The organism is Xanthomonas sp. SHU 166, assembly GCF_000364685.1.
Taxonomy (GTDB): Bacteria; Pseudomonadota; Gammaproteobacteria; order Xanthomonadales; family Xanthomonadaceae; genus Xanthomonas_A; species Xanthomonas_A sontii.
Genome location: NZ_AQOJ01000572.1, coordinates 1 through 9,276 on the forward strand (window position 1 = coordinate 1; position 9,276 = coordinate 9,276).

The window sequence follows — 9,276 nt, forward strand, 5'->3', positions numbered from 1 at the left end:
TTTAGGGGCGACATGTCCAGATACAAGGAGCGGCGTCAGCCGCGGCAGGCTTTCCCGGTAACGCCTATCGCGGCTGCAGCCGCTCCCCCACGCGCGCAACCGGCACTGCCGGGATCTGCACTGTGGGAGGGACTTCAGTCCCGACGACGGAGGGTGTCAGTCCGCTTTCGGCTTCGCTTGTCGCGGCTGCATGACAGGTGACCGCCACCGTCGCTGGCGCGGACTGCGCACGCCCTCAGGCCGGCAGATCGACATCCAGCAGTTCGCGCGCGCCGGCGCCGATCAGGGCCTCGGCCACGGCCTGGCCCAGCGCCTGCGGATCCTGCGCACTGCGCTGCAGGTCGGCGCGCACCAGGCGCCCGTCGGCGACGCCACCGACCAGGCCCTGCAACAGCAGGTCCTCGCCGCGCCATTGCGCGAAGGCCGCCACCGGCACGTGGCAGCTGCCGTGCAGGGCGCGGTTCATCGCCCGCTCGGCCTCCACGCAGGTGCGGGTCGGGGCGTCGTCCAGCGCGGCGAACAATGCCAGCGCGGCACTGGCGTCCTCGCGGCATTCCACTGCGATGGCGCCCTGCGCCGGCGCCGGCAGCCAGTCCGGCGCCTGCAGACGCTGGGTGATGCGCCCCTCCAGGCCCAACCGCTGCAGGCCGGCGCAGGCCAGCACGATGCCGTCGTAGCCGCCGTTGTCGAGCTTGGCCAGGCGCGTGTTGACGTTGCCGCGCAGGTCTAGCAGTTCCAGGTCCGGGCGCCGCGCGCGCAGTTGCGCCTGCCGCCGCAGCGAGGAGGTGCCGACGCGCGCGCCGAGCGGCAGCGCGTCCAGCGAGGCGTAGAGGTTGGAGATCAGCGCATCGGCCGGATCGGCGCGCGGCAGGATCGCTGGCAGCACGAACGGCGGATCCAGCTCCATCGGCACGTCCTTGAGCGAATGCACCGCGCAATCGGCCTCGCCGCGCAGCATCGCCAGCTCCAGTTCCTTCAGGAACAGGCCCTTGCCGCCGATCGCCGCCAGCGAGCGGTCCAGGACTTCGTCGCCGCGGGTGCTCATCGGCACCAGCACCACGTCCAGGTGCGGGTGCGCGCGGCGCAGGCAGTCGGCGACATGCTCGCTCTGCCACAGGGCGAGCGGACTCTTGCGGGTAGCGATGCGCAGGATCTTCATGCGCGCATTATCGCGGAAAGCCGCCGTCCGCCGCTGCACGCGGGCGGCCCGGGCGGCGTCAGCGCTGGTGGATCTCCTTGCGCAGCTGCGCCACGCAGCGCCGGCTGACCTCCAGCGGCTGCTTGCCATGGCGCAGCACCGCCTGCACCTGGCCCTCGCCGAGCCGGCGCAATTCCACCAGTTCGTGGCGCGCGACCAGGCAGTTGCGGTGGATGCGCACGAAGCGCTCGGCGAACTCCTCCTCCAGCGCGCGCAGCGATTCCTCGATCAGGTCCTCGCCGCGCGCGTGGTGCACGACCACGTACTTTTCCTCGGCCTGCAGGTAGTGGATGTCGTCGACCGGGATCAGCCGCAGGCTGCCGCGCAGGCGCGCACACAGGTGGGTGCGGCGCTGCGGGGCCGGCGCCGCGGCGTCGCCGTTGCCGCGTCCGGCCATGAAGGTACGGGCGCGCTGCAGGGCCGCAGCCAGGCGCTCGGCGCGCACCGGCTTCATCAGGTAGTCGATCGCCGCCGCCTCGAACGCGGACAGCGCATGCGCGTCGTAGGCGGTACAGAACACCACGGCCGGGCGCGGTTCGAAGGTGGCCAGATGGCGCGCGGCCTCCAGGCCGTCGAGGCCGGGCATGGCGATGTCCAGCAGCACCAGGTCCGGCTGCGCCGCGGCGCAGGCGTGCAGCGCGTCCATGCCGTTGTCGGCTTCGGCCACCACTTCCACGCCGGCATGCGCAGCCAGCAGCGTGCGCAGGCGTTCGCGCGCCAGGGGTTCGTCGTCGGCGATCAGCACCTTCACCCAGACCTCCCTCACTCGACTGGCGTGCGCTGCGGCCGATACTAGCCCTGGTTCCGGGCGCCCGCCATCGGCATCGCACCATGCCGCCATGCGGCCGCTGCAATCAGCTGCCGGCGAGGCAGGCGTCCATCCAGTCGCCCAGGTCGGCGATTTCCTCGGCGCAGACCTGGTGCGCCATCGGATAGCGTCGCCACTGCACCGGCATGCCCAGCGCCTGCAGGGTCTGCGCGGTACGCTCGGCGTAGGTCTGCGGGATCACCGGGTCGCCCTGGCCATGGGCCATGAACAGCGGTTGCCGCAGGGCCGCCGGGACGTGCCAGTTGGCGACGCTCTCCAGTTCGGGCAGGTAGGTGGACAGCCCGATCAGGCCGGCCAGCGGCCGTTCGCGGCGCAGGCCGGCGGCCAGGGTGATCGCGCCGCCCTGGGAAAAGCCGGCCAGCAGCAGGCGCTCGGGCGGCACGCCGCGCGCGTCCTCGCGCGCGATCAGGGCCTCGACCTGCGCCACCGATTCGGCGACGCCGGCACTGTCGGCGCGGTTGGAGAAGTCCATGCTGACGATGTCGTACCAGGCGCGCATGCGCACTCCGTTGTTGACCGTCACCGGCCGCACCGGCGCGTGCGGGAACACGAAGCGCAGCGCCGGCCAGTGCGGCCGCACCAGTTCCGGCACCAGCGGCGCGAAGTCGTTGCCGTCGGCGCCCAGGCCGTGCAGCCACAGGACGGTCCAGCGCGGCGCGGCGCCGGTCTCGTGTTCCACTGTCTCCAGCATGTCGGTTCCCGATGAATGAGGCCGGATAGTATGCCGGCCTCAGCCCCCGGCCTGCGCCTCGGCCTCGGCACGGCGTGCGGCGGCCTCGCGGCGCAGTTCGGCGGCGCGCAGCAGCACCGCCGGCGGCTGCGACTCCTCGGGAATGGCGAGGATGCGCAGCTTGCGCAGCCACAGGCCGGCGGCGCGCGAGGAACTGATCGCCACCACCGGCACCGCCAGCGCCATGCCGATCACCACCGGCGCCATCCATGCCGCCAGCGACGGCGACACGGCATAGGCCATGCCTCCCATCAGCAGGCCGAACGCGCTCAGTCCGCCGTAGCTGCGCAACAGCGCCGACCACGAAATGCGGCCATCGTCGCGCTGCTGCGCGTCCCAGCCCGAGTCCTTGCCGGCCAGCACCTCGGCCACGCCGCGCGACTGCACGTACATCACCACCGGCGCCATCAGCGCGGCCAGCAGCGTTTCCAGCAGCATGCTGGCGAAGGCGCGCAGCCCGCCGCCGCAGCCGCGGCGTTCGCCGGGCTTGAGCAGCATCGCGAAGTAGCCCATCACCTTCGGCGCCAGCAGCACGAACATGGTCACCGCGAACACCCAGGCCACCCGCGTGGAGTCCTGCTGGTGCCAGTAGCGCGCCGGCGAGAACGGCGAGATCACCGAGGCGACCAGGTCGAAACCGCCGTTCTGCAGCGGAATGGCGATGCCGATCAGCATCAGCATGCCCCACATCGGTGCGGTGAAGTAATGGCCGATGCCGATCAGCATGTGCATGCGGCTGACCCAGTGCAGGCCGCGCGCGCGCACCACCTTGGAGTGCTGCAGGTTGCCCTGGCACCAGCGGCGGTCGCGCACCAGCAGGTCGGTCAGCGTCGGCGGGCCTTCCTCGTAGCTGCCCTGCAGGTACGGCACCATGTGCATGGCCCAGCCGCCACGCCGCATCAGTGCCGCTTCGACGAAGTCGTGGCTGAGCACGTGGCCGCAGAACGGCTTGCGCCCGGGCAGCGACGGCAGGCCCGCCTGCGCGGCGAAGGCCTCGGTGCGAATCATCGCGTTGTGGCCCCAGTAGTTGCTTTCCGCCCCGTGCCACCAGGCCACGCCGAAGGCGATCACCGGGCCGTAGACGCGGCCGCCGAACTGCTGCATGCGCGCGAACAGGGTGTTGCCGTTGACCACTTCCGGCAGGGTCTGGATCAGGCCGACGTCGGGGTTGGCCTCCATGCCGGCAGCCAGGCGCACGATGCTGTCGCCGGTCATCAGGCTGTCGGCGTCCAGGATCAGCATCTGCGGATAGGCGCCGCCGAAGCGGCGTACCCAATCGGCGATGTTGCCGGCCTTGCGCCCGGCATTGCTGGCGCGGCGCCGGTAGAACAGGCGGCCTTTGCCGCCGACGCGCTCCACCAGCTCGGCGTACACCTTCTCTTCTTCCGCGCCGATGGCCGGGCGCGTGGTGTCGCTGAGGATGAAGAAATCGAAGCGCTCGATCTGGCCGGTGGCCGCCACCGACTCGTAGATCGCCTGCAGGCCGGCCATCAGCCGGTGCGGATCCTCGTTGTAGGTGGGCATCAGCAGCGCGGTGCGGTTGCGCACCTGCGGCAGCGGCGCGTCCGGATCGATGCCGAGTTTGCGACCCTTGCCGAACACCAGGGTGAAGAAGCCGGCCAGCGCGCTCACGAACGACAGCGCGATCCAGGCGAACAACGGGATGAACAGCACCATCAGACAGGCTTCGAGCACGCTCACGCCGCCGATCACCAAGACCTTGCCGATCAGCCAACTGGCGTAGGCGGTCATCGCCGCGGTGGTGCCGAACACGTAGAAGCGCCGCCAGCCGATCCCGACAGGGGTGCTGGGCAGGCGCGTGTTGCGCAGTTTGCCTTCCTGCAGCGACTGCAGCGGCATGGCCAGCGGCGCCTCGGGCGGCAGGACCGCGTGGCCGGCATCCAGGGGAGCATCGACGTGCACGGCCGGTGTGGGGGCGACCGTGCTCATGCGATCCGCCGACCGCGTCCGGCGCCGCAGCGCCATCGGGAAGTGCCGCGGGCGGACGGCACGGCGGATGCCGCCGCGGCCACGCGCGCCTGGTTGTGTTCGCCAGTTGGTACCACGTGCTCTCCTGTCGACGGGCAAGGACGCCGGTCAATGTAAACCCTAAATAGTAAGCTTTCGCGAAGGTGGCCAGCGGCGCCGCCGAGGTGGCGCCGGCCGATCCGTTCAGCCATGCCGCCGTCACCTGCGCTCACCCGCGTTTCACCCGTCGCGCCGACCATGAAGCCAGTCCGGCAATGGAGGATCGACGCATGCGCCAGCCCGCCCGGCGACGCACACGCACCCAGCGGCAACCCGCGACGCCGCACGGAGCGCCGGCGCTGCTGATCGTGGACATGATCAGCCGTTTCGACTTCCCGGACGGCGCACGGCTGGCGAAGGCCGCACTCCCGGTGGCCGCGCGCATCGCCCAGCTCCGCGCGCGCTTCCATCGCCGCGGCTGGCCGGTGCTGTTCGCCAACGACAACTTCGCCGACTGGCGCACCGATTTCGAAGGCCTGTGGACGCTGTGCGCCGACCCGAAGCAGCGCGGCGCACGTATCGCCGCCTACTTGGCGCCGCGCCCGCAGGACTACTACGTGCTCAAGCCCAAGCACTCGGCCTTCCTCGGTTCGGCCCTGGCCCTGCTGCTGGCGCGGCTGCAGACCACCCGCCTGCTGGTCACCGGCATCGCCACCGACGCCTGCGTGCTGGCGACCGCGATCGATGCGCGCATGCGCGATTTCCAGGTGCAGGTGCCGCCCTCGTGCTGCGCGGCGCTGGATGCCGGGCGCCAGCAACGCGCGCTGCAGGTGCTGCGCGAGGCCTTCGCGGTGCGCATCAGCGACCGGCTGCCGGCGCGCGCAGGCGGATGAGCGGGGTTACTCCGCCGTCGGCACCGACATCGGGTCGGCGCCCTCGCCCTCGTCGCCGAGCGGCCGCGCCACGAACGGGAACGCCAGGGTGATGGTGGTGCCGCGTCCCAGTTCCGATTCCACGTCGACGAAGCCGCCAGCCTGGCGGACCAGACCGTAGACCTGGGCCAGCCCCAGCCCGGTGCCCTTGCCCTCGGGCTTGGTGGTGAAGTACGCCTCGAACAGGCGCGACTTGACCGCATCGGACATGCCCTCGCCCTGGTCGCTGACCGCCAGGGTCACGTAGCGGCCGGGCTGGCGCATCGCCGCCGCGCGCGACGGCGGCACCTCCAGCGCGCCGCAGCGGATCGTCACCGCATCGCCGGGGCGACTGGCGTCGCGCGCGTTCAGGGCCAGGTTCATGACCGCCTGCTCGACCGCGTTGCGGTCGGCATAGGTCGTGGTCACCTCGGCACATGCGAGCAATTGCAGGCGCATCTCGCCGCCCAGCGCCTGCGCCAACAACGGCTGCATCTGCGTCACCAGCGCGTTCAGGTCCAGCCAGATCGGCTTGACCGGGTGCGCGCGGGCGAAGCCCAGCAGGCGCCGGGTCATGCCCGCGCCGTGCTGCAAGGCCTCGTTGGCGATGGCGAGCAGCCGTTGCTGGTCCGGCTGCAGGCGCTGCGGATGGTCGGCGACCATGCTCACCGAGGTGATCGCGGTATGCAGCATGTTGTTGAAGTCGTGGACCACGCCGGCAAGCATCTGCCCCACCGCCTCGCCCTTCTGCGCCTGGGTCATGGCGCGCTCGGCCACGCGCTGCGCGGCCAGGGCGATGTCCAGTTGCCCGCGCAGCTGCGACTGCTCGGTCTGCCAGCGACGGCCCAGCGCAGCGGCATCGTCGGCGTCCATCGTGTCGCCCCGGCCCTCGATCGGGGCGAGGTGACCCAGCGCGCGCAGGGCCTGTTCGACCTGGTGTTGCTGGGTGACGTCGCGGCTGATCACCAGCACGCTTTCCACCCGCGCCGAGGCGTTGGCCAGCGGACTGACCATCACGTGCCACCAGCGCCGCCGTCCATCCAGCGACGGGCGCTCCGCCCAGAATTCACGCTGCTCGTTGCCCAACGCCGCAGCAAAGGCGCCCTGGGTCAGCGAGCGCATGTCCTCGGGCCACAGCTCGACCCAGTTGTGGCCGACGACGTCGGCGGGGTCGGACACGCCGAGCAGGGCCAACCCGTGGGGATTGATCGAGCGCACGACGCCGTCGCGGCCGACTTCATTGATGCAGTCGTGGGAGAGCTCGACGATCTGCCGATAGTGGGCGTGCGTGGTCAAGCTGCGTCTCGCAGTAAGTAAGGTCGAGAATATCGGGATTTGCGGGACGTCACCAGCGCTTCACCGACGAATCGTGAAGCTGCAGTGGATTATTGAAGCTGCAGTGGATTATTTATTAAAGCGATCCCTGCATTATGCGCGTCACCTCCGCCTCCACCACCATTCTTCTGGTGGAGGACGACCAGACGATCCGGGAGTTGGCCGCCGCCATGCTGGCCGCCGATGGATACCGGGTCCTGTCGGCGGCGACCGCCCAGGAAGCACTGGCGGTGCTGGAACGGCATCCGGACGTGGCGTTGATCTTCAGCGACGTGCAGATGCCGCGCTGCGACGGCTTGAGCATGGTGCGCCAGTTGCGCCGCCGCGGCATCGTCACCCCGGCCCTGCTGACCTCCGGCATGCACGCGCCGGAACCATGGATGCTGCCGGAGCACACCGGCTTTCTGCCGAAACCTTACCGCCGCACCGATCTGCTGGCGGCCCTGGATCGTCTGCAGACCGGAGCCTGAGCGGGGCGCCACCCCACACCGCGTCCCCACGGCAATCGCATCCGGCAGACGACCGGCCAGCGAATTCAGGCGAAGACCAGCTTTCCGTACCGTGCCGAACGGATCGCCGCCAGGCGCTCGGCGACGAAATAGGCGCCGGCGTTGGCATCGCGGAAATACACGCCGTCGAACGCGTGCCGGCCGAGCACCGCCCCATCGTGGCCACTGATGCAGATCTGCGGCTCGAGCACGCCATCCGGGCACGCGCGCAGCAGCCCGTCGAGGACGAAGCCGTCCAGCTCGCGGCGCATCTGCGGTTTCAAGACTGTCATGAGCACACTGCACCATAGACCGCATGAAGCTCGCACAACGGAGGTGGCGACCACGGTCGCACAGGGAGCGCGGCACGTGTCCGGCAACGGAAGCTAAACGATTCATTCGCACGTGCAATGCGATCCATGCTTGCGGCGTCTGACGTTCGGCAAATCCACTATGCGCCGCACTCTCCATTTCGCCGTAGACAAGCGCGCGCTTCACGCCTCTTTTATCGCGCCATTTGTACTTTGCTCGTGCATTATCGCACTGCAACATCGCCGTTCCGTTTCGACGCTGCCGTGCCTCTTCCTTCGCTTCACGTCGCGCGCCCGCCAGGACGCGCGTCGGCAGTCGCTTTCCGATTTTCGTGTGCCCCGTCCTCCCCCTTCCCAGACGGAACCGCCATGTCGCCCCCCACCCCCGCCGACCTGACCGACAGACAACGCGATACCCATCCGGTGCTGCATGCGCCGCGCCGCCGCTACCGCGATGCGCGCGGCCGCTTCGTCCGCAATGCCGAGGTGACCGTCAAGCTGCACCCGGCGCCGCGCCGGACCAGCCTGTTCGTGACCTCCGAGATGGCCGACTTCATCAAGGCCGGCGGCCTGGGCGACGTGGCCGCGGCCTTGCCGCGCGCGCTGCGCGGCAGCTGCGACATCCGCGTGCTGATCCCGGGCTACCCGGCGGTGCTGCGCACGACCGGGCCGCTGGAGATCGTCGGCCGCATCGCCGCACATGCCGGGCTGCCGGATTGCGCGCTGGGCCGGGCCGAGCGTCCGGATGGTCTGTGCGTCTACGTGCTGCTGTGCCCGCAGCTGTTCGAGCGACAGGGTTCGCCGTACGTGTGCAGCGAAGGCCGCGACTGGGAAGACAACGCGCTGCGCTTCGCCACTCTGTCCCACGCCGCCGCGCAGATCGCCGGCGGTCAGGCCGGGCTGGACTGGACGCCGGAGCTGCTGCACCTGAACGACTGGCCGTGTGCGCTGGCCGCGGCCTACGTGCGCTGGTCCGGCGGCCGCACGCCGTGCCTGCTGACCATCCACAACCTCGCCTACCAGGGGCTGTTTCCGTATGCGATGGCCGGCGCCCTGGGCATCCCCGCCGAGGGCCTGCAGGACCTGGAGTTCTACGGGCAGATGTCGTTCCTGCGCGCGGGCATCGTCCACGCCGACCATGTGAACACGGTCAGCGTCAGCTACGCCGCGCAGATCACCGGCCCGGCGCAGGGCTGCGGCCTGGACGCGCTGCTGGCGCGGCGCGCCGCCAGCGGCCGCCTCAGCGGCATCGTCAACGGCATCGACGCCAGTTGGGACCCGCGCACCGACACGCACCTGCCGGCGCACTTCGGCGTCGGCCAGATCCAGGGCAAGCGCGAGAACGCGGCGCAGGTGCGCCAGGCGTTCGGCCTGCTTGACAGCGACGGTCCGCTGTTCGCGGTGGTCTCGCGGCTGGTGCACCAGAAGGGCCTGGACCTGATCTGCGAGGTGGCGCCGCAGATCGTCGCCGCCGGCGGCCAGATCGTGATCATCGGCGGCGGCGAG

General features: G+C 70.5%; 9 protein-coding genes. 3 read left to right on the plus strand and 6 right to left on the minus strand.

What is annotated here, in order from left to right; all coding sequences use genetic code 11:
- Window positions 1–235 precede the first annotated feature (235 nt).
- The 4 genes from hemC to mdoH all read right to left on the minus strand — a co-directional run bounded on the left by hemC (window position 236) and on the right by mdoH (window position 4,707).
- Window positions 236–1,159 carry a hydroxymethylbilane synthase gene (hemC, locus tag D180_RS14365; protein ID WP_017913347.1) on the minus strand — a complete coding sequence of 308 codons (924 nt, stop codon included), beginning with the start codon at window positions 1,157–1,159 and terminating at the stop codon, window positions 236–238.
- A gap of 58 nt (window positions 1,160–1,217) precedes the next feature.
- Window positions 1,218–1,949 (minus strand): LytTR family DNA-binding domain-containing protein, encoded by a 732-nt coding sequence (locus D180_RS14370; protein ID WP_017907672.1) that lies wholly within the window; start codon window positions 1,947–1,949, stop codon window positions 1,218–1,220.
- Window positions 1,950–2,052: 103 nt separating this feature from the next.
- The gene (locus tag D180_RS14375; protein ID WP_017913348.1) at window positions 2,053–2,718 is read right to left on the minus strand and encodes an alpha/beta hydrolase; all 666 of its coding nucleotides are present in this window, start codon (window positions 2,716–2,718) and stop codon (window positions 2,053–2,055) included.
- A 39-nt stretch (window positions 2,719–2,757) separates the two neighbouring features.
- On the minus strand, window positions 2,758–4,707 hold the full coding sequence (gene mdoH, locus D180_RS14380; RefSeq protein WP_043091018.1) for a glucans biosynthesis glucosyltransferase MdoH: 1,950 nt from the start codon (window positions 4,705–4,707) through the stop codon (window positions 2,758–2,760).
- Window positions 4,708–5,015: 308 nt separating this feature from the next.
- Between mdoH and D180_RS14385 the strand changes: the two genes are divergently transcribed.
- On the plus strand, window positions 5,016–5,618 hold the full coding sequence (locus tag D180_RS14385) for an isochorismatase family cysteine hydrolase (protein WP_232760506.1): 603 nt from the start codon (window positions 5,016–5,018) through the stop codon (window positions 5,616–5,618).
- A gap of 6 nt (window positions 5,619–5,624) precedes the next feature.
- Here D180_RS14385 and D180_RS14390 read toward each other — a convergent pair whose 3' ends face one another.
- The gene (locus D180_RS14390; protein ID WP_017913351.1) at window positions 5,625–6,932 is read right to left on the minus strand and encodes an ATP-binding protein; all 1,308 of its coding nucleotides are present in this window, start codon (window positions 6,930–6,932) and stop codon (window positions 5,625–5,627) included.
- A gap of 134 nt (window positions 6,933–7,066) precedes the next feature.
- Here D180_RS14390 and D180_RS14395 point away from each other — a divergent pair, with 134 nt between their 5' ends.
- Window positions 7,067–7,441, plus strand: coding sequence for a response regulator (locus D180_RS14395; protein ID WP_017907677.1), 375 nt, complete (start codon window positions 7,067–7,069; stop codon window positions 7,439–7,441).
- A 65-nt stretch (window positions 7,442–7,506) separates the two neighbouring features.
- Here D180_RS14395 and D180_RS14400 read toward each other — a convergent pair whose 3' ends face one another.
- Window positions 7,507–7,731 carry a hypothetical protein gene (locus D180_RS14400; protein WP_198526560.1) on the minus strand — a complete coding sequence of 75 codons (225 nt, stop codon included), beginning with the start codon at window positions 7,729–7,731 and terminating at the stop codon, window positions 7,507–7,509.
- Between the two features lie 408 nt (window positions 7,732–8,139).
- Here D180_RS14400 and D180_RS14405 point away from each other — a divergent pair.
- The coding region (locus D180_RS14405; protein ID WP_017913352.1) for a glycogen/starch synthase at window positions 8,140–9,276 on the plus strand (1,137 nt) is incomplete at its 3' end.